Annotated in this window: 25 protein-coding genes; 18 read left to right on the forward strand and 7 right to left on the reverse strand. The window is 40.6% G+C overall.

Features of this window, described 5'->3' with window-relative positions; genetic code table 11:
* Positions 1 to 81 precede the first annotated feature (81 nt).
* From PR834_RS13600 to PR834_RS13665, 14 genes are all read left to right on the forward strand, one after another.
* Positions 82 to 630, forward strand: coding sequence for a tyrosine-type DNA invertase (locus PR834_RS13600; protein ID WP_014657972.1), 549 nt, complete (start codon positions 82 to 84; stop codon positions 628 to 630).
* 419 nt (positions 631 to 1049) lie between these two features.
* Positions 1050 to 1364 (forward strand): helix-turn-helix domain-containing protein, encoded by a 315-nt coding sequence (locus tag PR834_RS13605; RefSeq protein WP_004259612.1) that lies wholly within the window; start codon positions 1050 to 1052, stop codon positions 1362 to 1364.
* A gap of 10 nt (positions 1365 to 1374) precedes the next feature.
* Positions 1375 to 1605 carry a helix-turn-helix domain-containing protein gene (locus PR834_RS13610; RefSeq protein WP_110591112.1) on the forward strand — a complete coding sequence of 77 codons (231 nt, stop codon included), beginning with the start codon at positions 1375 to 1377 and terminating at the stop codon, positions 1603 to 1605.
* Positions 1606 to 1774: 169 nt separating this feature from the next.
* Entirely contained in the window at positions 1775 to 2311 is a 537-nt protein-coding gene (locus tag PR834_RS13615) for a fimbrial protein (RefSeq protein ID WP_004259621.1), read from the forward strand.
* Between the two features lie 67 nt (positions 2312 to 2378).
* Positions 2379 to 2915, forward strand: coding sequence for a fimbrial protein (locus PR834_RS13620; RefSeq protein ID WP_004259625.1), 537 nt, complete (start codon positions 2379 to 2381; stop codon positions 2913 to 2915).
* Between the two features lie 92 nt (positions 2916 to 3007).
* Complete coding sequence (locus PR834_RS13625; RefSeq protein ID WP_110591111.1) at positions 3008 to 5677, forward strand: outer membrane usher protein; 2670 nt, start codon at positions 3008 to 3010, stop codon at positions 5675 to 5677.
* Positions 5678 to 5735: 58 nt separating this feature from the next.
* On the forward strand, positions 5736 to 6524 hold the full coding sequence (locus tag PR834_RS13630) for a fimbria/pilus periplasmic chaperone (protein ID WP_036958076.1): 789 nt from the start codon (positions 5736 to 5738) through the stop codon (positions 6522 to 6524).
* A 39-nt stretch (positions 6525 to 6563) separates the two neighbouring features.
* A complete protein-coding gene (locus tag PR834_RS13635) occupies positions 6564 to 7172 on the forward strand; it encodes a fimbrial protein (protein ID WP_112307645.1) in 609 nt (202 codons plus the stop codon).
* Positions 7173 to 7182: 10 nt separating this feature from the next.
* A complete protein-coding gene (locus tag PR834_RS13640; protein WP_228677414.1) occupies positions 7183 to 7719 on the forward strand; it encodes a fimbrial protein in 537 nt (178 codons plus the stop codon).
* A gap of 10 nt (positions 7720 to 7729) precedes the next feature.
* Positions 7730 to 8227 carry a fimbrial protein gene (locus tag PR834_RS13645; protein WP_231136053.1) on the forward strand — a complete coding sequence of 166 codons (498 nt, stop codon included), beginning with the start codon at positions 7730 to 7732 and terminating at the stop codon, positions 8225 to 8227.
* Between the two features lie 2 nt (positions 8228 to 8229).
* Entirely contained in the window at positions 8230 to 8742 is a 513-nt protein-coding gene (locus PR834_RS13650; protein ID WP_004259643.1) for a fimbrial protein, read from the forward strand.
* Positions 8743 to 8760: 18 nt separating this feature from the next.
* Positions 8761 to 9291, forward strand: coding sequence for a fimbrial protein (locus PR834_RS13655; protein WP_004259646.1), 531 nt, complete (start codon positions 8761 to 8763; stop codon positions 9289 to 9291).
* Positions 9292 to 9297: 6 nt separating this feature from the next.
* The gene (locus tag PR834_RS13660) at positions 9298 to 10164 is read left to right on the forward strand and encodes an MrpH family fimbial adhesin (protein WP_004259647.1); all 867 of its coding nucleotides are present in this window, start codon (positions 9298 to 9300) and stop codon (positions 10162 to 10164) included.
* Between the two features lie 616 nt (positions 10165 to 10780).
* Positions 10781 to 11314, forward strand: a complete 534-nt coding sequence (locus PR834_RS13665; RefSeq protein ID WP_004259653.1) for a MarR family winged helix-turn-helix transcriptional regulator — start codon at positions 10781 to 10783, stop codon at positions 11312 to 11314.
* Between the two features lie 74 nt (positions 11315 to 11388).
* Here the strand turns inward: PR834_RS13665 and PR834_RS13670 are convergent, their stop codons facing one another.
* Positions 11389 to 12330: a DMT family transporter gene (locus PR834_RS13670; RefSeq protein ID WP_004259656.1), complete on the reverse strand. Its 942-nt coding sequence runs from the start codon at positions 12328 to 12330 to the stop codon at positions 11389 to 11391.
* Positions 12331 to 12550: 220 nt separating this feature from the next.
* Here PR834_RS13670 and dcuC point away from each other — a divergent pair, with 220 nt between their 5' ends.
* The 3 genes from dcuC (at position 12551) to PR834_RS13685 (ending at position 16338) form a co-directional block, all read left to right on the forward strand.
* Positions 12551 to 13915 carry a C4-dicarboxylate transporter DcuC gene (gene dcuC / locus PR834_RS13675; protein WP_004259659.1) on the forward strand — a complete coding sequence of 455 codons (1365 nt, stop codon included), beginning with the start codon at positions 12551 to 12553 and terminating at the stop codon, positions 13913 to 13915.
* 26 nt (positions 13916 to 13941) lie between these two features.
* Positions 13942 to 15216 carry an amidohydrolase gene (locus tag PR834_RS13680; RefSeq protein WP_004259661.1) on the forward strand — a complete coding sequence of 425 codons (1275 nt, stop codon included), beginning with the start codon at positions 13942 to 13944 and terminating at the stop codon, positions 15214 to 15216.
* A 72-nt stretch (positions 15217 to 15288) separates the two neighbouring features.
* Positions 15289 to 16338 carry an asparaginase gene (locus PR834_RS13685; RefSeq protein ID WP_262960857.1) on the forward strand — a complete coding sequence of 350 codons (1050 nt, stop codon included), beginning with the start codon at positions 15289 to 15291 and terminating at the stop codon, positions 16336 to 16338.
* A 205-nt stretch (positions 16339 to 16543) separates the two neighbouring features.
* Here the strand turns inward: PR834_RS13685 and PR834_RS13690 are convergent, their stop codons facing one another.
* The 5 genes from PR834_RS13690 to dpaL all read right to left on the reverse strand — a co-directional run bounded on the left by PR834_RS13690 (position 16544) and on the right by dpaL (position 23468).
* Positions 16544 to 17890, reverse strand: a complete 1347-nt coding sequence (locus PR834_RS13690) for a cytosine permease (RefSeq protein ID WP_004259669.1) — start codon at positions 17888 to 17890, stop codon at positions 16544 to 16546.
* Positions 17891 to 17917: 27 nt separating this feature from the next.
* On the reverse strand, positions 17918 to 19324 hold the full coding sequence (hydA, locus tag PR834_RS13695) for a dihydropyrimidinase (protein ID WP_110591107.1): 1407 nt from the start codon (positions 19322 to 19324) through the stop codon (positions 17918 to 17920).
* A gap of 70 nt (positions 19325 to 19394) precedes the next feature.
* Positions 19395 to 20993 carry an N-acyl-D-amino-acid deacylase family protein gene (locus PR834_RS13700; protein WP_164565590.1) on the reverse strand — a complete coding sequence of 533 codons (1599 nt, stop codon included), beginning with the start codon at positions 20991 to 20993 and terminating at the stop codon, positions 19395 to 19397.
* A 52-nt stretch (positions 20994 to 21045) separates the two neighbouring features.
* The gene (locus PR834_RS13705) at positions 21046 to 22236 is read right to left on the reverse strand and encodes a YgeY family selenium metabolism-linked hydrolase (protein WP_004259679.1); all 1191 of its coding nucleotides are present in this window, start codon (positions 22234 to 22236) and stop codon (positions 21046 to 21048) included.
* 14 nt (positions 22237 to 22250) lie between these two features.
* Positions 22251 to 23468, reverse strand: coding sequence for a diaminopropionate ammonia-lyase (dpaL, locus tag PR834_RS13710; RefSeq protein WP_096865086.1), 1218 nt, complete (start codon positions 23466 to 23468; stop codon positions 22251 to 22253).
* 347 nt (positions 23469 to 23815) lie between these two features.
* On the opposite strand from dpaL, the gene PR834_RS13715 reads away from it, so the two are divergent.
* On the forward strand, positions 23816 to 25570 hold the full coding sequence (locus tag PR834_RS13715; RefSeq protein ID WP_272536714.1) for a sigma 54-interacting transcriptional regulator: 1755 nt from the start codon (positions 23816 to 23818) through the stop codon (positions 25568 to 25570).
* Positions 25571 to 25830: 260 nt separating this feature from the next.
* On the opposite strand, the gene PR834_RS13720 is transcribed toward PR834_RS13715, so the two are convergent.
* Complete coding sequence (locus tag PR834_RS13720; RefSeq protein ID WP_047756975.1) at positions 25831 to 26046, reverse strand: YccJ family protein; 216 nt, start codon at positions 26044 to 26046, stop codon at positions 25831 to 25833.
* Between the last annotated feature and the right edge of the window lie 42 nt (positions 26047 to 26088).

The following is a 26088-nucleotide window of genomic DNA, read 5'->3' on the forward strand; positions in this document are numbered from 1 at the left end:
ATATTTATCTAAAAAAATTAATGTGTTAGGTCGATTAATTTAGATATGATTGACCTTTTTTGACTAAATAGGGAAACGTTCATGTCCACTCGTAAGTATTTAACTCAACAGGAAATATCTCGACTTTTAGCTGCTTGTCATTTGTCGCGACATCCCGAACGTAATTCTTGCTTAATTTATATGTGCTTTATACATGGTCTAAGGGCAAGCGAAGCCCTATCGCTAAAATTATCTGATCTTAACTTAGAAAGTAATGAACTTTATGTACACCGTTTAAAGAATGGTTTTTCAGTTAATCACCCACTGATTGATGAAGAGATCCCACTCATTAAAGCTTGGCTAAAAATTAGAAATACATGGAAAGGGAAAGAAAGCCAGTGGTTATTCTTATCTGAAAGAGGGACTGCCATGACTCGCCAGCGCTTTTATCAACTTTTTTCACGACTTGGCGAGCTAGCTGAGCTGACCCTAGGTATTCATCCCCACATGTTACGACATGCATGTGGTTATGCATTAGCGGATAGAGGTGCCGATACGCGTTTAATTCAGGATTATTTGGGGCATACGAATATACAACATACCGTACGATACACAGCAAGTAACCCTGCAAGATTTCGGGGAGTGTGGTAAGAAAGGTGCTATATGGTGGGATAAAGGCGCTAAAAGAGTTGTCAAAATGCACCAAATTGACAAACGTAATGAATTAGGTGCATCTTAAGTTAAATGAAAATACACGTCAAATACGTAGCGTGTAAATAACGCTATGTATACATTACTAAAAATAAGTACATTCCATTATTAAAAGATCATTGAATTTATTAATTTTTTCACACATTCAAACTCTCCATGCCACTTCAAACTTACACATTGTAATATTCTGAAATGCTTTATTTGGAATAATTAACTAATAATTTTAAAAATAAAATACAAAATTAAAATTATTCATTCATTAATGAAATATTTAACTAACAATATACAACTATTGTCAATTTGGTGCATTTTGACAACAGTTAAATTAGTAAATCATTCAGTTTCGTGAGGAAGATTTTATGCAATCTAACTTATCTCCTAAAGAAATTGTCGGGGGTAATATATATAAAGCCCGCCGAGCAAAAGGATTAAGTGGCTCTGAGTTAGCTGATTTACTTTTATGCTCTCAGCAACATGTTTCACGTATTGAGCGCGGAGTTATTCGACTACACCTAGAGCAGATTAAGCAAATTGCGAACTCGCTTGATATTGATATTAATTGTTTATTAGATGGTGTTGGATTTCAAAATAACTCAGTAAATTATATCCATAATATGGAATGTTATTTTAAAGCTGAAGGATGGTTTTCTGGATCTAGTCAATTTATGAAATAGGTTTAACCTTATGTCAGAAAATATAATAAAACCAACATTTAATATTATTGTAGGAAAAAAAATAAAAAAACACAGAAAAGAAATGAAATTAACTGCTGAGGAACTAGGGAGATATATTGGCGTAAGCCAACAGCAAATTTCCCGTTATGAATCAGGAGTTAACCATATTAACATTGATTTTTTATCTCAATTATCTGAGTTATTTAAAGTACCAATTCAAGTTTTTTTAATAGAAGACTAAATATATTTTTTAATTATTAAAAATTCAATTTCATTTTTAGTATTTGATTTTTTAAATCAAATACTGGTGCTTTGCTTTTTTCCAGTTCATTGCAAATAGAGTGTCTGCAATGAGCAATGAAAACTGACACTCATTCTTTACTTAACAATAAACATAGGACTTTATATTCATGAAAATGAAATCTATTGCAATGGCAACTTTTATGGCTCTGGGATTAGCTTCTGCAGCAAACGCAGCAGATCAAGGCCACGGTAAAGTAACGTTCAAAGGCGCTATTATCGATGCTCCATGCTCAATCTCTCCTAGCTCAATCGACCAAACAGTTGAATTAGGTCAAATTTCTAACATGGCATTAGTTGATGGCGGTAAATCAACTCCACGTCCATTCGAAATCACTTTAGAGAACTGTGATATCACTAAACTGACTAAAGGTGTTCAATTAACCTTTAGTGGTGCTGCTGCATCTTTCGACAATACCAATAAAACACTGGGTATTGTTGGTACTGGCGCAGGCGCTGGTGTTCAGATCACTAATGGTAGCGGCAATGTGGTGACTTTAGGAACAGCAGCACCATTCCAACAAATTCAAAATGGTAACAACACACTGAATTTCGCTGCTTACTTAAAAGGTAATGGTGGCGATATCGACACTATCACTGCCGGTGACTTTAGCTCAGTAGCGGATTTCACTCTGTCTTACGAGTAATTCATCTTGAGCCAACAAATTAATTTGTTGGCTCATTCCGACTGAATTGGGTGTAAGAGAGGGAGCAATGAATAATTCGATAACCAGTGGAGTGTTTTCATTGATCTTAAGTATAGGCACGTTGACTGCGGTATCAACTGCATATGCTCAAGGCTCAGTGAGTATGAATGGAAGCATTATTGAAACAGCATGTGCAATTGATGTCGGCAGCCGTGATCAAACTATTGATATGGGAAGTATTGCGCTGACTCAAATTCGCCGTGATGGGCAAGGACCTGCTCGCCCTTTTGTTATCCGATTAGTGAATTGTGTTCTTGAACGCCAAAATCCTGACAAACCGAATTGGCAATACTTTCGCGTAACATTCGATGGCTCCCATGACAGGGGGTTATTTGGTGTGAACGGACAAGCTCAAGGTGTTGGATTACAAATTCAACGTGAGGGAGATGGTGAAATTGCCATACCTGGCCAAGGAATGTCAGTGAGCTCCCTAACAGCTGGAACAAAAGATCTCACCTATCGGCTACGGTTGGTGGCGAATAACCGCCCATTGGCATCAGGCCAATACTACAGTCAATTACGTTTCAAACTGGATTATGAATAGTCGGTTCCTCTTATAAATGAAACTCCCCTTTGTAGGATGAGCTTCGTGAGCGAAATGACATTACGGATAAAAGAACGCAAAAGAAGGTCGAGATGATGACCCTGAATTTCATTCACACGCCTGTGTTACAGATAACTCGGCCTTGCAGATTAGGGCTTTTAGTCGCGTTGGCTATTAGCTTTGGTGGTCACGCATCCGATATTAAATTTAATATGGATATGCTAGACGTCAATGATCGTAACAACATTGATCTAAGCCAATTTGCGCGTCCAGGCTATCTCATGCCTGGTGAATACAGTTTTACGGTTTTCTTAAACAAGCAAAGCATGCCGGAAGAAACTGTCTTTTACTATGCACCTGAAGGTGAGTCGAATGAAAGCCTCCCTTGCCTGAGCCCTGCTTTAGTTGAAAAATTCGGTATCAAACCTGAATTGATGTCGACGTTAAAGTGGTGGCACGAAGGACAATGTTTATCGCTTGAAAGTTTACCCGGAACTGAAGTTAAAGCCGACCTTGCAACTTCGGCTATGTATATTAGTTTGCCGCAAGCCTACCTCGAATATACAGCTGAGAATTGGGATCCTCCTGCACGCTGGGAAGAAGGATTACCCGGCGCATTGTTTGATTACAACTTAAATGCACAAGTGGGCCAACAAACCCGCTCAGGACAACAAACCAACTACAGTACCAGCGGTAATGGGGTTGCTGGCGTTAACTTGGGTGCTTGGCGTGTTCGTGCTGACTGGCAAATGCGTATTGATAAGCAGCAAGGGCAAAGCACGACCACATCACTAGATTGGACTCGTTATTATGTCTACCGAGCAATCAAATCCTTAGGCGCAAAACTCACCTTAGGTGAAGATTATTTAACCTCTGATATTTTTGATAGTTTCAGATTTACAGGGCTTAGCCTGATTACCGATACCAATATGCTACCACCTAATCTACGTGGATACGCACCAGAAATTACTGGGGTAGCAAAAAGTAATGCAACCGTCATCGTTAGCCAACAAGGACGCATTATCTATCAAACTCAAGTCGCTGCGGGCCCATTCCGTATCCAAGACCTAAATGATGCATTAGCTGGGCAAATCGATGTTGAAGTTAAAGAACAAGACGGCTCAACACAGACTTTCACTGTAAATACTGCAAGTGTTCCATATTTAACACGCCCGGGGCAACTGCGTTACAAATTAGCCGCAGGGCGCCCAACAAATTGGCGCCATCATGTTAGTGGCGATACCTTTGCAAGTGGCGAATTCTCTTGGGGGGTTAACAACGGCTGGTCACTGTATGGTGGTGGAATTGGTGCAGAAAACTATGCATCCGCGGCTATAGGGATTGGTCGTGACTTAATGGTATTCGGCGCATTGTCATTCGATATTACTCATGCTCGGGCGCATTTAACCAACTTAGGTGATATTGGCAATAAAACGTATCGCGGGAGCTCGTATCGTTTAAGTTACTCTAAACGTTTTGATACTTATAACAGCCAAGTGACATTTGCAGGATATCGATTCTCTGAGCAAGGTTTTATGAGTATGTCTGAGTATTTGGATGCGCAGGAAACGGGTGCACGCCAATACAACAGCAAAGAAATGTATACCATCTCTTATAACCAACAATTTTCAGAGTTAGGGCTAAGTGCATTCATCAATTATTACCATCAAACCTATTGGGATCAACCGGATAACGACCGCTATAGTATTTCGTTAGCTCGCTATTTTGATATTGGTAAATGGAAGAATCTTAGCCTCAACTTGACGGCATATCGAAATCGTTATCGTGAAAACAATGATGATGGCGTATACGCATCACTCACAGTGCCTTGGGGTGAAAAAAGTTCCATTAGTTATAACAGTAGCTGGGATAAAAATGATAACTCACAGCGCGTGAGTTACTACAGCACCATCGATGAAAGAAATAACTATCAGTTAAGTACCGGATGGGCACGTTCAGGTGCACTTGTGAGCGGCTATTACACTCATCAGGGAGACTTAGCACAGCTCAACGCGAACGCAACATACCAACAAGACCGTTATCGATCTGCGGGGTTCTCTTTACAAGGTGGTTTCACCGCAACGGAGAAAGGTGCCGTACTGCATCGTGGTAGCCAAATTGGTGGTACTCGCATATTTGTTGATACCGATGGAGTACCTAATATCCCATTACGTGGTTACGGCTCGATTGTGCGCACTAACCGCTTTGGACAAGCCGTTATTAGTGACGTGAATAGCTATTACCGTAACCAAATTAGCGTTGATTTGAATGCATTACCAGATGAAGCGCAAGTGTCTCAATCTATAAAGCAAGGCACTTTAACGGAAGGGGCAATTGGCTACCGTCAATTTGATGTTGTCGCAGGAAACAGTGCGATGGCGTTGTTAAGGCTGTCGGACAATAGCACACCACCTTTCGGGGCAATTGTCTTAAACGGTCGTGGTCAGCAAGTCGGTATGGTGGGTGATGATGGAAATACCTATCTCACTGGTTTAAACGCAAAAGATACCTTGCAAGTTCGTTGGGATGACCAAGTGCAGTGTGAAATCACACTCCCTGATACCTTGCCAGAAGATGAATATTTACAGGCAAGCTGGTTATTACCGTGCCACAAACCGGGAGCAAAAGCCACATCGCCAGCGACCATAAAAACACAATCAGCGAGTCGTGCATTAGAAGCAATGCCGAGAGCATCAGAACTCGTTGTGCCTGTTGTTGAAAGAACAGCGCCAAAGGAGTCAAGCCGCTGGTTACAAAAATAATAAAAATGAGTGGTACGCAAAGAGCGATGAGTGCTCCTTAACCATAGAAGATAACAATATGATGAATAACATGATGAAAAACAAATTGATGAACAAAAAAAACGCCCATAAAGCAGTATTCGCATTGGCTGGTGTTGTGTTGATTTCAACAACGCTATCTTCTGCTCAAGCGGCAGTTGCCTTAGACAGAACTCGAGCGATTATTACGGGAGACGAAAAATCGATCAGTTTAAACATCAGCAACGAAAACAAACAATTACCTTATCTCGCTCAAGGTTGGGTGGAAAATGAGAAAGGTGAAAAAATAAGCGACCCATTTACGGTATTGCCACCGGTACAGCGTGTTGAGCCGGGGGCAAAAAGCCAAATCAAAATCCAAGCTCTGCCAAGTGCCGCTTCTCTGCCGCAAGACAGAGAATCCGTGTATTACTTTAATTTGCGTGAGATTCCACCGAAAAGTGATAAACCCAATACGCTGCAACTGGCATTACAGACACGTATTAAATTGTTTTATCGACCAAAATCAATCATTCCAACACGTGAACAAATGGATAACCCATGGCAGGAAAAAGTGACTCTTACGCGTCAGGGTAACCAGTATACGATTAATAACCCAACTGCCTATTACGTTTCTTTTGTCGATGCAGTCCCCAACAAAAATGGACAGACAGTCGCAGGGTTTGAGCCAGTGATGGTGGCACCAAAAAGCAGCAAAGCACTGAACGTCAGTGCAGACGCATTAGGCAATAAACCTGTGCTGACCTATATCAATGATTACGGTGGTCGTCCAACACTGTCGTTTACATGTCAGGGAAATAGCTGCCATGTGGTACCTGAAAAAAAATAGACTGATCTGAAATGCGCGATGAGATAGCAGGAGAATATCATGGCAAACACAAGCAGGATGCTCCGTTATGTGGGCTTAGGAAGTTTAGCACTGAATTTATTCAGTAGCATGGCGATGGGAACAGCCCTAAATAAAGTTGATAGCTGGGATGTAGATGGTTCACATGGCACGCTATATGTCCATGGAGCTTTGACGGAAAGTGCTTGTCGTTTAGCAATGTCATCAGCATATCAAACTATTAATTTAGGTACTGTGGGTACAGGACAGCTTCAGCATGTTGGGCAAACTGGTAACCCTGTTGCGATTGAACTGCGTTTAGAAGATTGTCTAAGTGGTGAAAGTCGCAGCCGCACTGCACAGGGGAATCTTTTGTGGAGCCAACAAATGCCGTCAATGAAGATCCGCTTTTTGGCTCCTATAGATACCCAAGACCCGCGCTTGGCAGCTGTTATCGGTGTTCAGGGGATTGGCCTGCAATTAAGTAATGCAGCGCGTTCACCAATTAACTTAGGTGAGTACAGTACACCACAATTGGTTTCACCTGGGCAAAACCAATTAACTTACTATGTAACGCCAGTACGTACCTCTGCTCAACTAAATGCTGGAGCTTATCAGGCGTTAATTAGATTCCAGGTAAGTTATGAATAGGGGCATGGAGATGAGAGGAGCTTATTTTCTTACGATATGCTTTAAAGCACTTGTCCTAGTTGGGGTAATTCTCTTTGGTGCTCTGATTTCACTCAGCTTTTCTTACAAAGCTATCGCTGCAAATCTCAGCACTAATATCCAAATTCGTGTGACGGTATACGGTGAGCCGGAATGTACCCTTGGCGGTGCAACAACGACTTCTGTAGATTTTGGCGATATACATCAGGCAAAGATTGACGGTGCTTATGGGCGCTCACCTATCAATTACAACTTGATATGTAATGGCTTATATAAGAATACATTAAAGATGACGCTGAGATGGACTGATAGGCAAATTAATGGTGAGTCATCCGTGACGACCAATCTCCCGAATTTAGGTATTGCCATTTACCGTGATGGAACCCGACTCAGCAATGGCGCAACACTCAATTTTAATTATGGGAATTCGCCTGCTTTGTATGCCGTCCCCGTTAAACCTACAGGGGTAAACTTAACATCAGGTGGGGATTTTACGGGCAATCTCACGATGGTATTGGATTACCAATAGGATGATATCAATGAAATTATTCCGTTATCTTCTCTCGGTCTGCATGATGCTTAGCCTGTTTAGCCAAAGCCAAGCATCAACACTTGGTATCCAGCTAAAAGGTCGATTATTGGTGACACCGCCCGAGTGTATTTTGAATAACAACCAACAAGAAACTATACATTTTGGCGATATATTGCTTCCACGTATTGATGGAGTTCAATACAAGCGTACTGTACCGATGAGACTCAGCTGCACAAATCTAGCGAAAAACGCCATAAAGCTCACGCTTGTCGGCGATGGAACATCATTTAATAGCAATGGTGCATTGAAAACGAGTAACCCAAAACTCGGTCTTTCCTTTTATGTGAACAATGCTAAGCAAGTTATTAACCAGCCTTTCAATGTGTTATATACAGCGCTGCCAACCTTAGAGGTTGCCCCAGTAAAAAACAATAATGCCAATTTTACAAATACCGATGGCGGATTTTTTACAGCACTGGCAACACTGAAAATTGAGTATCAGTGAGAATGATTATGTGGAATAACAATCAAATTAAGCATTGGATGGCAGGATTTATAATGGTGATGTCCATATCTTCAGCGCAAGCAAATTGGGCATTTGATGGCACGCTAATTATTCCTCCTGTTTGCCAATTAAGCCATGACGACCCAATAAAAGTTTCATTCGGTAAAGTGGGTGTACGAAAAATCAACGGTACCGCCTTCAAGCAATCTATTCCTTTTCAATTAAATTGTGTTGGCGATATGACACAACCGTGGGATATCAGCTTGATATTCGGAGGAACACCTGCAGGAAGTGGATTTGATAATGCGACATTAAGAACAGTGACACCGTTGAATAATGGCAAATTAGGAATTCAAATTCAAAAAAATGGCCAACCTCAACCATTGAATGAAGCCTTTTTGATTAATGCGGCTTCATTACCATCCCTTTCAGCCGTTCCTGTCATGCGTTCAGGAAGCGAACTTGTAGGGGATAATTTTACTGCATCAGGCACGTTAACCATTATTTTTGAATAGGAGGCGGCAGTCATAACTATGAATATTAAACGTAATATGAGCTTTGCCTTTAGCTTATGGTTTTTGGGTGCCACTGCGGCTTTTTCTGCAAATGTGGAGTTTGATGGCACGCTAATTGAAGATGCTTGTGACGTTTATCCAGGCGACGAATCGATTGAATTAGATTTCGGTACGATAGTGGATAAATACCTGTATCTAAATACTCAAACAAATAGCCAACCTTTTACCATTCGCTTAATCAATTGCGATTTAGCATTAGGCCATGAAGTGAAAGTCACATTTATTGGCGCAGAAAATTCAGCTTTACCTGGTTTATTGGCATTAGATGCAGGAAGCCAAGCAACTGGCGTGGCTGTTGGTATTGAAAGTATTTCCGGTGCGGCAATCAAAATTAATAGTGGCAGTTATACCCAAGGGTTATATACCGGAAATAATAATGACCTAAGATTTCAAGCGTATGTGAGAGCTGAGCCAGTTGCATTGCAAAATAAATCAATTGTACTCGGTTCATGGGCTGCGAGTGCCACGTTCAAATTAGATTATGAGTAAATCATTATGTATGCGAAAAAAGCAAAAATATACGGAATGTTAAATACAAGCCGTTTGAGTATTTTATTATTAATCATCGCATTAGCGTCTCTATTTCCTTCTCGCCCAGCCAATGCGATTGCGTATGTAATGCCTGTGAGTATGACCTCTGGAGCCTGGCCTCGTGTTGAGATGGACATTCTTTCTTGGAGTGAAGCAAGTGGTGTCACTAACCCTTGTTATGGGTCAACAGAATGCTGGGTAGGCCCTGATGTTCTGTATGCATCTGGTGCGCCGTCGTTGAGTGGCTCTTGCTTAGATTATGGTAACTGCATTCGAATTAACCAGTATCGAACAGCGGAAGAAGTCGCAGCGGCTTTTCGTAGTGCAAAAGGAATTCCTTATCGTGCATCGTTTGTCATTGATAGCCCAAATGCAACTTGTATTGGGTTATTTTATGTCAACCATAAACCAACCCCGGGAGTTAGGAATGCAATCCAATGGCCAGGTAGCGTTTGTGGTAAAATTCCACCTACAAATCAAACATGTAGTATTTCTTTGCCTTCTTTTGTTAATCACGGGGCGCTCAGTAACACGAGTTTAAATGGTAAAACAAACTCAGTTTCTGGCAATATCACTTGTACACAGGCGACAAATATCAATTTATTTGCTCGTTCAACCACGGGTGAGCGTTATGTATATTTAAATTCGACTTCTAACTTTTATTCAAATCCATTAATTAATAATCAAAATGGCTGGAATGGCGCGAACATGAATATTTCTGGAAACAATGCGGCGAATTCATTTACATTCACTTCTGAATTGCATGCATCAGGAACGGTAACGCCTGGATATTACACAGGAAATGCAGTCGTCATTATTGCATTTAATTAGTTAATCAAAGCCTTCGAACCCAATTCACTAACTTGGTAGTTTAGCAGCGTATTTTTAAATAGAATACGCTGCTTTTATGAATATTAATAAGCTGTAACCTTTTCATTTCAATAATATTTCTAACCCGATAGAAAACTTGAAATCCACTAGCACCGCAAAGTGAATAACCAGTGCATTGCTGGTACTCGATGTGGCACTCTCACTTCACCAAAGGTATATCTGCAAGCTAAACCATTTGGCAAATTTAGCGAAAAAACCAGCAACCACATGATATAATTTGAGTTTAGAATTAAAAGTCCTAACGATATAAACTCGCCTGAACCGGACGGTACCCACTAATGTAATAAAAAGCCAATCATAGGTATGTATTACCGATTCAAATGTGACAATACATAGCTACCAATGCTAAATTATAAAAAGAACATGCAATCGAAAAATCTTATATTAAGTCAAATGTAAAAATTGAGTTTCTACTGACACTCCGATTAGTTCAATACTCTGAATAGGGGTAAGTATGTGAAAAGCTCCTTTTTCATGATAAACTTATATTGAAAATATAAAGAGTTAGGTTGATTCAGACTTAGTATACAAATAAGCTCAATACTGGATTTTAGTCATGAAAGAAATCAAAAAAATGTCAGATAAAGACTTTGTTGATACACTAATACAAGAGTGGCTGGAAACCGTCCCTACATTAGACTTGAGTGGTTTGCCTATTATCGCCCGCATAGTACGCATGAGCCATTATATTTCTCAATTTATTGATGCCAATCTCGCTCGTTATAATCTAAATGTGGGTGAGTTTGAGGTACTAGCAGCACTTGCTAGGAATCCTGATCGTCAGCTTTCACCAAAAGAACTTCAAAAAAAAATCCTTATTTCCTCCGGTGGGTTATCTAACCGAATTAATCGATTAGAAGAAAAGAAATTTATTGTTAGAATTCCAGATCCTGCGGATAGACGTGGTGTGATTGTAAAAATAACACCAGAGGGACGAAAGCTAACCCTTGAAGCTGTGGAAACTCACGTCGCGATTGAAAAATCATTAGTTCAAGGATTAGATGACGAAAATAAAGATCAACTCGCAATGCTACTGAAAAAACTTATTCAATCACAAAAATCTGAGCTCAACGAAAAAAATGGGGCTTAATAAAAAACCCCAAAGTTGGAATAAACCTCAGGGTGCAGCTCACATTGAGCTGTCTTCATTTTGCCTTAATCACTTTAGTTAGGTTTTTTACTGACCCGTCCCTCAGACTTTAAAACTAACCATAACCCAGCCAAAATCAAACATAGCCCTACTATAGCAAACATATTAACATTTTCATGGGCAACAACGATCGCCAGGAAAAATGCCACAATTGGTTCAATTAAACCCAATGCCACTCCTGTTGGAGCACTAATATGTTTCAAAGCTTGAGTATATAAAAGATAAGCCACTCCAGTTGTTAATAATCCAAGATAAAATATGACTGCAATGCTCACCCAACTGACAGTTGGCGTTCCCGCTAGTATCCAAGCAATTGGAACCGCGATAAATATAGCAATACTGAATGTATGCTTAGTAATGGTTAATGGAGAATCAATGCTAACCAATTTCTTACTCATCAACGTATAAAGTGCATAGCAAAAGCCAGCACTTAAACAAATAAGTAAGCCCCCCGTATTGATTTGCCAACTGCTACTTTGAGAAAGAACCATCCATGTCCCTCCAGCCGTCGCACAAAAAGTTCCAAGCCACCAAAGTAAAGATGGGGATTTCTTGAGAAGAATCGCCTGCATTAAGCCAGCCCAAATAGGTGCGCTACCAATAGTTGTTGCTGTACCAATGGCAATCCCTGTCGCCTTTATACCTGCAAAAAACGTTAAGTTATATAATCCCATACAAATACCTGCGATAGTAATATATCGCCAATATCTCCTTGACCTATTCGAAGAATTTTCGCTTTGCTGTCGCTCATTTATTTTTAGTGATTGGCGGCTTGCACCACGATAAAAAAACAACAAATGGAAGAATAAACACGCAACAAGTAATCTAAATGCACCAATCCAGTAAGGTGCTGTTGCACCCTGTACAAAGCTTTGAGCCGTCCCCGCAGTACCCCATAAAAAAGCGGCACTTAGCGCTAGTGTGATACCCACTAAAGATACTTTTCTCATCGTCATTGAACTTTTACCACAATTTCAATAAAAATATATCTTCACATTAAGATACTCTATAAGAAGATACAAGTTGGATTAGATTCAAGGTGAAAGAAAAGTAATTGTTCATGATAAAAATCAATTATAGTACGTTTTTTGATTGATATTAAAAAGCGAATTACTAATATTGATATATCTTCCTGTGAAGATACTTCCAATAAAGAAATAATAATGAGAGGCAGCTATGACTGTTATATTTATCAGTGTAATAGTGTTGATACTGGCGGGTTATGCAATTGCGAAGAACTACGAAGCAAAGATTGTATTGTTCACTGCTGGTATTGCGCTGATGCTCAGCGCAGCAATGTTAGGGATGCCCATTTTAGATATAAAACAAAGTACAGGGAATATTTGGCTTGATCCACTAAAACAAATACAGCTAGGGTTTATAAAACAGTTTGGTGGCGCAGGGATCATAATCATGGTCCTATTTGGTTTTTCTTCTTATATGTCACGCATTGGTGCAAACGATGCAGCCGTTCATTTAGTCGCAAAACCTATTTCAAAAATTCGTTCTCCTTATATCCTAGTCCCAATCGTTTTTTGGTTAGGAAACTTACTATCATTAGTGATCCCCAGCGCAGCTTCATTAGCCGTTATTTTAATGGCGACCTTATATCCAATATTAAGAGCTGCCAAAATGTCATCAATGACAGCGGCAGGTATTATTGCAACTACGGCGACAATTATGCCAACACCACTAGGGGGTGATAATGTTGTTGCGGCTCGATTACTGGGTTTTGAACATGTTGTCGACTACGTCACGTTACACCATGCTGTTGTCTCACTTCCTGTTTTATTATTAATGGGATTTGCACACTATTTTTGGCAAAAGTATATGGATAAGCGCCAAGGTGCATCCGCATTTACTGAAGTTGATGAAAGTAAACTCGAAGGTAATAAAGAACTCCCCCCTGCCTACTACGCCTTATTTCCGCTCGTTCCACTTATTCTAATTATCGTTTTAGGACTCTGTTTTCGAGAAATCAAAGTGGGGCTTGTTGAAATCACACTCTTCTCTTTTATTCTTGCATTTGCCACTGAACTTATCCGTAAAGGCAATCCAAAAGAACAAATGGTTCAAGCTGGGCTCTTTTTTAAAGGCATGGGTGAAGGCTTTTCTCAAGTTGTTGTTCTGATTGTTGCCGCAGGTACGCTTGTTGCTGGCCTTAATGCTATTGGCATCATCGATATGATTTCGGGCGTGGTCAAAAACGTGAATAATGCAGGCGTTGGATTAATGTTTATTTTCTCCGGCTTAACAGCATTAATCACCTTTATTAGCGGTAGTGGTAATGCGGTATTTTATTCTTTCATTGAATTAATTCCATCTATAGCTAATCAAGCCCATGTTGATCCAATTATGGTTGCTCTTCCAATGCAATTTACGTCTAACTTAGTTCGAGCAATCTCTCCAGTCTCAGCTGTCGTCATTATTGTCGCATCGGTTATCAAAGTGAGTCCTGTTGAAGTAGTGAAAAGAACCTCTGTACCTTTAGCGGTAGGCACGATAGCAACGTTAATTTATGCATATTTTCTGTATGCGTAGAATGGGTTATTAAAAGGAAAATAAAAATGACTACAATAGATAATGCCTCATTAGTTACGTGGCGACGTCAATTCCACCGTTACCCAGAAACGGGTTGGGGAGAGTTTTATACCACGGCGACCTTAATTAAAATACTTGAAGAAATGGGGCACCACGTATTAACAGGGGAGCAGATCATCAACCCTGATTTTATTCGTGGGCGCAATCCATCCATTGTTGAAAAAGCCAAGCACGCAGCCAAAGAACGTGGAGTCGATGATGCGCTACTCGAAAGGATCGGCGACTACACAGGATGTGCAGCAATCTTTGATACCGGACGACCGGGGCCCACTATCGCATTTCGTTTTGATATTGATTGTGTCAATGTACAAGAAACCGATACGGCAGAGCACATTCCAAATCAAGAAGGATTTAACTCTACTAATCAAGGCTATATGCATGCTTGTGGCCATGATGGGCACATGGCTATCGGCCTCGGTGTCGCAAAATGGTTGATGGAAAATAAAAATAGTTCACTAAAAGGTGTTATTAAACTCATTTTCCAGCCAGCTGAAGAAGGTGTACGCGGAGCAAAACCTATCGCCGAAAGTGGCATTCTAGATGATGTTGATTACTTTGCTTGCGGGCATCTTGGCTGTGATATCCCAAGTGGAGTGATTGTAGCCGCACCGGAACGTTACCTTTCGACATTAAAAATGGATCTACGTTTTAAAGGTAAAGCCGCACACGCAGGTATGGAGCCACATGCCGGAAAAAATGCATTACTCGCCGCTTGTAACGCGACTATCCAGATTTTAAGCCTACCTACCCACGGTGAAGGAATGACCCGCGCTAATGTCGGGGTATTAAACGCAGGAGAAGGCCGTAATGTGATCCCTTCATACGCACAAATGCAAATTGAAGTACGTGGCGAAAATGAAAAAATTAACAATTACATGACCGAAGAAGCCTTAAGGCGTGCACGTGGTGTAGCACTCAGCTTTGATGTTGAACTCGAAACTGAGGTCATGGGGGAAGCCGTTGATTTCATTCCTGACGATGAAATGACTGACTATATCACCGAAGTAGCCCAAACTATTCCAGCCGTAAAAAAAGTACAGCGCACCATGAATTTTAATGGCAGTGATGATGCCACACTGTTGATTAAACGCGTACAAGCTCATGGCGGAAAGGCCGCTTATTTTGTGATTGGATCTGATATCAAAGCTGGCCACCATCAAGCCAAATTTGATATCGATGAAGAACAGCTATTCACTGGTTTTTCAATCTTTACAGGGTTACTACAACGTTTATCCGTATAAAAACAGCAAATCAATATAAGCCAATTATGAAACCTTATAGCGGATGATGTTATAAGGTTTTTTTAAGGAAATATGATGAAAAAGACATTATTAAATACACTACTTTCTAGCCTGATCTTATATACCTCTGTTTCACTCGCAGCTGATGCCATTAAACCCAACGTAACTATTTTAGCCACTGGGGGGACCATCGCAGGAAGCTCCAAATCCAACCTTGATACCACCGACTATAAAGCGGGCTCACTGGGTATTAATGTGTTAATCAATGCCGTGCCAGAAATCAACGATGTTGCTATCGTCAAAGGAGAACAGATTTCTAACACCATCAGCGGCAATATTAGCAGCGAGATCCTATTAAATCTCAGTAAACGTGTTAATCATTTACTGAATGAAGGAAAACAACAAGGCGTCGTTATCACCCATGGGACGGATACAATTGAAGAAACAGCGTTCTTCTTAGAGTTAACCACCCAAAATAAACAGCCTATCGTTATTGTCGGAGCCATGAGACCAGCAACCGCTATCAGTGCAGATGGCCCAATGAATCTGCTTGAAAGCGTCGTACTTGCTGCGGATAAGAAAGCTGAAAATCGCGGAGTCATGGTAGTTTTAAACGACCGCATTGGTTCTGCTTTTTATACCACCAAAGCAAACTCAACCACTCCTGATGCATTTAAATCTTATGAACCTGGCTATCTTGGAGTCTTTGTCAGTGGAAAACCCAAATTCTACTATACCCCTGCACAGCCTGTTGACCGTACTTTTTTCGATGTTAGTAAGGTAGATAAACTCCCTAATGTTGAAATTATTTATGCCTACCAAGACCAGACCCCAGCTATGCTTCATGCCGCTATCAATAGCGGAGCCAAAGGGATTATTGTTGCGGGCAGTGGTAATGGAAATGTCTCAAGTAACATGGAGGAGGCAATTAAGCAGCTCAGTGACAAAGGTATTCCTGTTGTGATGGCAACCCGAACAGGCTCTGGCTATGTGAGTAGTAAATCATTTGCTATCGGGTCTGGCTTTTTAAACCCACAAAAGTCTCGCATTCTCTTACAACTCGCCCTTGCAACTGGTGCCAATCTTAAACAAATATCGAATTACTTTGATAGCCAACGTTAATTAAATATCTTCATTGTTAAAGGCGTCTAAAATATAGACGCCTTTTTAGCATTCATCATACTTATTTCTAGGATAATAAATAAATTATAAAAACAAGTTTAAATTTATTATATAGATAATCAATATTCAAATAGCGTTAGTGCCCCACTTAGTTAAATGGCTAATATTTGAATAATTAAAATTTGGCTTTATTTTATTACTATTTTTAAATATTGGCTTTCTTTGCTAGTAGATAATAAATAATTGCTGTAATCGGAAATGCAATAAAGAATGCAAAATTATAACCTATCATACCTGATACCAACCCAATCACTAGCGCAGTAATACCCGGTTTTCTCCAGTTAGGAATATCATCGCTGTACAGGTTTTCTAAATTAAGATGACATTTACGAATAAGGTAATAATGTACTAGCATAATCGCCAATATGGGAGCGAGTATTGCAGAGAAAATCATTTGCACATAATCAAGGTAGCTTAATAATAACCATGGCATCATTAAAATACTAATCAACCCAACTAGCCATGTCGCTTTTGCGAAAGTTAATTTAGGGAAGAAATTAAGCATAATTAATGTTGCGGGAAAAATATTCGCACAGGTATTGACGGTCCATTGTGCAAATACAATGATAATACAGCTAATAATTAATATGGTTGCGTTATCAGCAAAAGCAATTTGTAGCATCCCAATAGGGTTATCGCTTTTCGTCAGATAAGCACTAATCAACCCTGCAAGAGTGAGCAATAAGCCTGTACCAACAAACCCAAGCCCAAAACAAAAGATAGTGCGTTTATTACGAGCAAAGAAGCTACTTGATGCACTGTTTTCAGGTAATTTTAGCTTTCTGGTTAAGTCACTGCCATTTAGAGCTTCAGATAACCATCCTCCACTAAAGATAGCAATAACAGTAATAAAGCTGAACCCGGTTCCTTCTAATGGAGAAGCCGTCACAATATCGGGTAAAGAAATTTGGTGTTCTTGTAATAACCAAGCAACCAATGACACCAATCCGCATGCCAAAATGGGGACTGCCAATGTGCCAAACTTACTCATACTGTCTACGTTACGGCTTGCATTGAATAGCTGTAAGGATGCATAAGTGATGAATATCACCCAAAACATGGAAACCCCAGTGACAATTTCGATAATCGCATTAATCGCCTGTGTCCCTAAAAATAAAATCACACCGCACCATGTTAAACAGACGATGGCTCGACATATCGCACCAATTTTCGCCCCTTGTTTTCCTAAGCAGTCGCGAATAAAAATGGTGAAAGGAACACCGTAACGTGTACCGATATCACCAGTTAACGTAATTAACACGGTGACTAATAAAAAACCGAAAAAACAAGCAATTAACACTTCAATAGGGGAATATCCTCCTCTTAAAAGTACTTGAGCGGGGATCACCAACCCCACAACGTTGATCACCATCGATGAACAAAGCACCAGCAAGTCGCGCGTCTTTAACGTTCTGTCTTTTTCCTGTGTAGGTAACAATTCCTGATTGGCTTTAGCAAGCAATTCCTGTGAAATATTTTGTCCATTATTCATGAGTCTAGCCTCATATTTATTGTCGTTTTAGTTTAATTTCAAAGTACGTTTAATAAATTTCCCTTGGCCTTTACTTCCCATAAAGGTGTTGTTATCCATAATGATTTCGCCACGTAAAAGGGTTGTTTTAACTTTTCCTTTCGCTTTATATCCTTCATGTAGGCTATAGCCAGCACCACTGTGTAAGTTATTGGCTGAAATAACCCATTCCTCATTCGGATCAAAAATGACAATGTCAGCATCAGCTCCAGGTAATAGCGTCCCTTTTTGTGGATAACATCCCATGGTTTTCGCAATGTTAGTGCTACATAGTGCAACCGCTTGGTTCATAGTGATTTTTCCGCTCTCTACACCTTCGGTTACCATCAAATTAAAACGGATTTCGAGGCCAGATAACCCATTCACTACCTTAGTAAAATCGGGGATAATTTTGCCATTGGCATCGCGCTGTAAAGCCTTTTCCTTTTCCTCACGAGTGAAAGTGCAATCATCGGAACCAATCAAGGTGATCGTACCGTTCTTAATGCCATCCCAAAGTTCATCCCGCTCTTTACGAGTGCGCAGTGGAGGCGAACAAATGGCCAGATGCCCATTTTCAATATCATCATAGAGTTCATCGAACAGCGTTAAATAGTGAGGGCCCGTTTCGATATACAGTTTTTGGCCTCGCTCTTGTGCTTGTTGTGCAATGTTTAGACAAGGACCATTTGTGGTATGAACAATCAGAAGAGGAACACCAACTGATTCAGCGAGTTTAGCCACGCGGCCAAAGGCTTCTGTTTCACAAATAACGGGCTTACTATTGGCAAAGTCACGCCAAGTTAGGGTGTTATTTTTGATGCACTCATCCACCGCGGTTTCTGCTATCGCATTACTTTCCGCATGGATCAATGGCATACAGTTATTTTCTTTTGCACGTTTAAAGACCTGCATCAGAGTCATATCATCTGCCATCACACCTTCTTTACGGTAAGTCATAAATAATTTAAATGTTGGGCACCCTTTTGCCGCAAGAAGTGGAATTTCATCTAATAGCTGCTCGTTAGCTTCAACAAATTTGCCATGTACACTAAAATCAATCGCAGACTCAGTCATTTCCTCAATACGGTCATCTAGCGCCTGAAGAACACTTGAGCCTTTCCAAGTATTGGTAAAATCCATATAGGTTGTGACACCCGCAAATGCGGCGCAAATACTTTGCTGATAAAAGGTAAGTTGCGGGGAAATCCCTTGAAATGGAGCCTGTGTGTGCATATGCGCATCAATTAAACCGGGTAGAACTAATCGGCCTTGCGCATCAATTTCTTTTTGGCATTCAGCGGGCTCATCAGGGCCAAGTAAAGCAGCAATTTTGCCTTTTTTAATTGCCAAATCGGCGCGAACCGTACCCTCTTCAAGAACTAAATGCCCATTTCTAATAATTGTGTCAAACATAACTATCTCCAACGATTTTTATGTCACAACACAGCGAAAAAGAGACTGTGTTGCAGCTATTATTGATTGATCAACTCAGCGTTCCTTTCCGTAAAACTTGTCCACTGCAGGCATAACTTTCAATGTGATTAAACAGCGCAATTCGACCATTAACCATCACAAGCTCGATACCTTCAGGGTATTGATTTGGTTCAACAAAAGTACCTTTGTCTATAATGGTATGTGGGTCTAACATTACGATATCGGCTTGGTAACCCTCTTTAAGTAATCCCCTATTGGTTAATCCCAAAACCTCTGCTGGTTTGCCGGTCATTTTGCGAATCGCTGCTTCCCAAGTTAAACAAGCTTCTTCGCGTACATACTTCCCAAGTACTCGAGGAAATGCTCCAAAAACACGGGGATGAGGCTTACCTGCCCCCATTAAGCCATCCGTACAAACATTCTGCTCTGGGCGGCACAAAAATTTAATCACGTGCTCTTCTGTCCCATAAAAATCCACCATTCCAACGGCATTATCTTCCTCATATAACAGGTCAAAAGTGGCGTTATAAGGGTCTTTACCACGTAACTCTCCAAGTTGAACTAAGTTTAAACCTACTGCATCTTGGTTTTTCTGTTGCTTCACACTGGTAATGAAGATTTGATCTAACCCAGCGAAATCAATGAAGTTATCCCACCCAGGGATCCCTTTTTCGATATCGTCAATCATACGTTGGCGTAATTCAGAAGATTTCAGGCGTTCGAGTAGCTTTTCCGTACCACCTGCATGCACCCACGGCGGTAAAATCACCCCTAACATGGTGCTACCAGCAACATAAGGATATTGGTCGAAAGAGATGCGTATTCCTTCTTGCTGTGCTTGTTCAAGCATCGATAGCATTTCATCGATCAGTGACCAGTTTTTCTTACCACAGACCTTCATATGAGAAATATGTAGCCAAACTCCGGATGCATGAGCAATATCAATAAGTTCTTGAGTCGACTGAATGATGTCATCCGCTTCACTGCGCTGATGAACCACAAAAATCCCATTATATTTGGCTGTCACTTTGCAAAGTTCGGTGATCTCAGCGGTATCGCCAAAAGCACAAGGCATATAGATAAGGCCTGTAGATAGCCCATAGGCCCCTGCTTGTAACTCTCGCTCAAGAATCTGGCACATTTTGGCGACATCTTCCTGCGTCGATGCCTTACCATCTAATCCCATGGCTTCCATACGGATATTACCGTGGGGAACAAGATAAGCGAGGTTCGTAGCGCTTCCTCGCGCCTCTAACATGTTGAGATATCCCGCTGTATTTTTGAAGTGCCAGTCAATCTCATCAGAGTCACCATCGAGGCCAGCAATATTTTTACGCCACGCGAAAATATATTGTTCAGGCAAAGGTGCCAATGCAACGCCGTCTTGCCCCAACAACTCAGTCGTGATCCCTTGGCGAATTTTTGCGGAAACTGCGGGGTTTAATAACACCGATAAATCAGAGTGAGTGTGCGTATCAATAAAACCGGGACAAATGATTTTACCGGTTGCATCAATAACCTGGTCCTGAGTGTTGGCGCTAATATCGCCGATTTGAATAATTTTACCTTCATTAACAAGTAAGTCGCTGTGATACTGACTTTCTCCTGTACCGTCAATGATGGTGGCATTTTTAAATAGTGTTTTCATTGTTCTCTTCCTTTATCAATGCCTTAGTAGTCACTAAGGCATCAAAAGATAACTATTTGTTATTATTGTAAATACTAGAAATTATGCTGTAGTAGCCTTTGACTGAGCCTGTTAATTGTCCAATTTCGATATATTCATCAATGGTGTGAGCCAGATTTTCTCTGGAAGGCCCAAAGCCAATCGTAGGAATATTGGCTTCCCCCGCATAGTGGCTACCGTTGGTACAAAATGAATATTGGGTAATGGTTGGGTTAATACCGACTTTTTTAAGTCCCGATAAAACACACTGCACAAATTCATCCGATTCATCTAACACCCAACCGGGAAAGAAACGCTCTCCTTCAATGGTACTACCGGTATAGCAAGATTCCGTACCATAGGCATAAGACACCCGCGCTTTAAATTCGGGGTCCAACTGAATCATTTCTTCCAACACTTTTTGGATAGGTTCAATTACGCTATCTTTGCTTTCACCAACCAATAACCTACGGTCATAAGTCGCGCGGCAATATTCAGGGACAACCGATGCGCCGGGATATGGTGAAGATTTAATATCCGTTAATTCAAGGATCCCTAAACCAAGAACGGGGTGAACAGGCGGAGTTAATGTTCTAATTTTTTCAACCAATGCCGCCATTTTATAAACCGCGTTAATACCCGCTTGCGGGTTTGCGGAGTGGGCTGGCTTACCAAATGTTTCTACCACCACCTCTGCGCGACCACGTTGGCCAATTTTCAGGTTAAGCTCAGAAGCCTCGCCGATAACCACATAATCAGGATGATACTTTTCAGTGACTAGGCGTGCCGCTACACCTTCAAAACATTCCTCATGTACGATGCAGGAAACATAAACTCTCCCAGCAAACTCACGCAGATTGTCTTGACCAAAAAAACCAATGGCTGAAATCATGGCAGCAACTGCACCTTTCATATCGGTCGTACCACGGCCATAAATTTTGCCGTCATTAATTTCTCCGCCAAATGGGTCTTGCGTCCATTGGCTTTCATCGACTGGAACCGTATCGATGTGTCCATCAAAAACCAGCGTTTTTCCAGGGTATTTCCCTACAATTCCACCAATGATATTGCCGTATCTATCAACATGAATATCATCAAATTCATAATCTTCCATCATGGATTTAATAACACGGACAACATTGCCCTCTTCACCGGAGTAACTTTTTTCACGAACTAAAGCCTGACAATTCTTGATGACTTCGTTAAGACGATTTTCTGAAAACATATTTTTCACCCCGATTAAAATTGGCCAAAGCTTGGGAACTCACCATCCCAAACAATATCCCGATAACGTTGAATATCCGTGTCGCCCTCAGTACTGATAAGCAAAATGCGTGAATTTTCATTCAGTTCCAGCCTGTTGCGCACATCAGCATAATTTTGGGACTGCATTAAAATAGAAAGTAACCCTGTAGTGACAGCACCAGATTCACCCGAAACAATCGGAGGGTCAGTCGGTAATGGGTTACCTAATATCCGCATCCCTCGCGTTGCGACAAAGTCAGGGCAAGAAAAGAAAGCATCGGCGTAGTCTCGTAATAATTGCCAACCTGCAATATTGGCTTCACCACATGCCAGCCCAGCCATAACTGTTTGTAGATCGCCTCCAACAGAGATCGCTTCCTCATTTTCAGCAACCGCTGAACGGTAAAGGCAATCCGCAATTTGAGCTTCAGCAATAATCACTTTCGGTCTATCCTCTCCATAAAGTGCCGTTAACATCCCCTGCACCATGCCAGCAAATGAGCCAACACCAGCTTGAACAAAAACGTGTGTCGGTTTCACTTCATGTAACTGTGACAAAGCTTCAAACATTAACGTGCTGTAACCTTGCATAATCCACTGCGGGATCTTTTCATAGCCAGCCCAAGCGGTATCTTGCACCACCACCCAGCCATATTTTCTTGCCATTTCGGCTGTCATACGTACCGCATCGTCATAATTCATATCTACAATTTCTGCGGTCGCACCTTCATTCAAGATGGCATCTAAGCGTTCATGGGAAGAACCTTTAGGCATATAAACTACTGATTTTTGTTTAAGTTGACGTGCCATCCACGCCACGCCTCGCCCATGATTACCATCCGTCGTGGTGGCAAAAGTAATGCCATTTAATTGTTCTCTAACCTCATTGCTGACCATAACGTTATAAGGAAGCTCAGAGATATCTCTCCCCAACTCTTCGGCGATATGGCAGGCCATTGCATAGGCGCCACCTAATGCCTTAAATGCCTTGAGGCCAAAGCGTTGAGACTCATCTTTTAAGTAAATCTGTCCGACATTTAATGACTTGGCGAGTGCAGGTAAATGATAGAGCGGTGTTGGTGCATACTCAGGAATTGAGCGGTGAAATTGCCACGCTTTATGTAATTCAGCTTGCGAAAAAGAGGCAAGGTTCGCCGTAGGTTTCTGCTTAAAACGGCTGTGATTAATGTAGTACTTTAATTGCTCCTGCATGGAAAACCTCATGAACTTATTATTAATAAACAAGACAATTAAGTCTTAATAAAAAATAGGTTTACAGCTTAGGTAGCAATACACATGCCAAGATCGGCATTTACGTATAATTATAATGAGAAAATAATGTAGCCAGTTGATATAAAACAAAATTTAAAATAAACCATATAGAATTGCTTTTACTAAATTCGATATCATTGATTTACCTCATTGATAAATTATCAAATATGATAAATAGTGTGATGGCGATATATAAATAATTTAATATATTGATTTAAAAATAAAATTATAATTATCACCTCAATTAAATTTATTAATATTTATCAATTTTGATAACAAGGGAAAAAATGACATCCATTCTGAGTACTATCCAAAATGAAATTTGCCATTACGCAGAAGCTATTTCTGGCGTGACCGGAACAGATGTCGAAATTATTGATGAATATCTGATCCGTATTGCAGGAACGGGTTATTACAAACACATGCTTAATCAAAACGTTTCACGTAACGGCTATATTTATCGTCATGTTTTACGAGTACAAGAAACCGTATTAATTAAAGATCCTGGGGAAAATAACCTCTGCCATCTATGTGAAAATAGAGAAACCTGTACGGAAGAATTAGACCTTAACGCACCGATTTTTTTAAATGGTAAAGTCATTGGTGTCATTGGCATTATTTGCTCGACCAAACAACAGCGAGCCGTATTACTTCAGCAACTCAATAAATTCATCACATTCATCGAACAAATAGCCGAAATGATATCGAGTAAGGTATTTGAGTGTCTTGAACGCTTGAGAGCCCAAGAATCTTTACATGCATTTCGGCGATTAATTGATGCTATGGATAGAGGCGTAATAGCCATCGATAGCCAACAAAAAATTTGGCATACCAACCGCTCTGCATCCCGCTTTTTTAATAAAGATATTATAGGCCTATCACTGTCCTTTGAACTTACAGGGGATATTTTATATGGCGATGAAGAAGCATGGTTAGAATTAGAAGGCCAACGCTATCATGTACTCTGCCGTAATGTTACTTTTACTTCACTGGAAAATGATACGTTAACCATGATCATTTTTCAGGACGCCCGTGATTATATTACTCATGTCAATCAATCATCCGTTGAAATCAGCGAAGCCCCTTCACAGTTAATCGGTAATTCATTGACTATGATGAACCTCAAACAAACCATCAAGAAGGTCGCTGTCAGTCATGCAAATGTACTGATCACGGGGGAAAGTGGCTCAGGAAAAGAGGTCGTCGCTTATGCTCTACATACACAAAGTGCTCGACATGCTCAGCCCTTTGTCACCATAAACTGTGCGGCAATACCAGAGCAACTCCTTGAAAGCGAGCTCTTTGGCTATATCAGAGGCGCATTCACCGGAGCAGATCCTAAAGGGCGTATAGGTAAGTTTGAATTAGCCCATGGAGGTAGCCTATTTCTCGATGAAATTGGTGATATGCCTTTGTTATTACAGGCTAAGCTACTGCGTGTTTTACAAGATAAAACCATCACCCGAGTTGGTTCAAATAACCAAATACCTACCGATGTCCGCATTATTGCAGCCACAAACAAAAATTTATTAGAGATGGTCGAACACAAAACGTTTCGAGAAGACCTATATTACCGATTAAATGTTGTGCCGATCCCTGTTCCTGCATTACGGGAGCATCGTGAGGATATTGCTGATTTAGCGAAATATTTTTCTGACCAATTTTCAATGCAATATGATAGAGAAAAGCAAAAGATCCCTGATACAGTAATGAATTATTTATATGGCTATCATTGGCCGGGTAACATACGTGAAATGCGTAATGTCATCGAGTATATTTATGTAATGCAAGGCGATCTGCCTGAAATGAACCATAGCCATTTACCTGAGTATATTACAGAAACAAATTCATCAACAGAATCAATACATTCCATTACAAAAACCGCTGCGCTGCCTGTACACCATTATGAGAAAGAAACCATACAACACGTACTTGAAAAAACGGGTTACTCCATGGGAGGAAAGAAAGAAGCGGCACAAATATTAGGTTTAAGTATTGCGACACTGTATCGCCGATTAAAAAAATACGATATTTCCAGCTGACCTTCATATCTAGGCACTAATATTTCTCTCAGTGCTTGACTTATCGTACTTATTACTAATAATCCAACCAACTGTTACTGCTATACAAATAGTCACAAAGCGAATGGTCATTTTGTGATGGCTATCTTACTTTTGTTTTTACGCCCTTCTCAAAATATCTCATCTTTTAATGGCAAGTAAGATAAATTAACACCTTATGATCGCCAATAAAAACCTCGCCAACGCGAGGTTTTTATCTCTTCAGAAGAACACAAAACGAATTATACATTTTTCCTTTCGATGGTTTCTTCCCCCCAATATAGCCTATCCGCGGTGGTCTTCGAGAAGGCCAGAGGTAAAACTTCATCAGAACCTTCTTCCCAAATTTGTTCCGCTAATACTTCATCATTATTCGCTAATTCAAAAATAGCTTGAGCAATTTCAATTGAGGTTTCTCTAACTTTAGCCCATTCGGCTATATGGTGAGGGTCTTTCATTATTCGCTCCTGATTAAATGGTTCTGGTAAAAACACTGAGAG

Origin of the sequence: Providencia sp. PROV182, assembly GCF_028480325.1 — a bacterium.
GTDB classification, from domain to species: domain Bacteria; phylum Pseudomonadota; class Gammaproteobacteria; order Enterobacterales; family Enterobacteriaceae; genus Providencia; species Providencia hangzhouensis.